The organism is Chitinophaga agrisoli, from assembly GCF_008386695.1.
Taxonomy (GTDB): Bacteria; Bacteroidota; Bacteroidia; order Chitinophagales; family Chitinophagaceae; genus Chitinophaga; species Chitinophaga agrisoli.
Map to the genome: position 1 here is coordinate 1 of NZ_VUOC01000116.1, position 398 is coordinate 398.

Here is a 398-nt window from a genome sequence, read left to right on the forward strand (position 1 = left end):
TATTGTTGATGATGAAGAGGATAATACGCTCAACGATCTCCCTGATCTGCTCGTTGTAAGTTTCGAGGAGTTCGGGAAGTCTGTTGTTCAAAGCGTCATTCAGCTTTTCGGATACGTCGTTGCCGAAGAGAACAACTTTGAGAGCGGACTCAACATTGCCAACAGTAAGAACGGCACTGAGCTCCCTAACGTTGATGCTAGGTAGCAATCGTAAGCTGACAGTGGAGACCAGACGAATATCTTCGACGACAAGGCTTCCACTACTGGCTACAGCCAATTCCCTGCCAAAGATGGTGGCCTGACCGTTGACGGCGACAGCAGAGGCGCTGAGTTTGGGGAGGGCAAGGTCGATGCTGAATGTAGTTGGTCTCAAAAGGTTGAAAGTGACGTCATTGACG

At 49.5% G+C, this 398-nt stretch carries 1 protein-coding gene; it reads right to left on the bottom strand.

Annotation, left to right across the window (positions count from 1 at the left end):
* Nucleotides 1-398: JHBP domain-containing protein (locus tag F0L74_RS34720; protein WP_188316291.1), on the bottom strand; the 398-nt coding region annotated here is incomplete at both ends.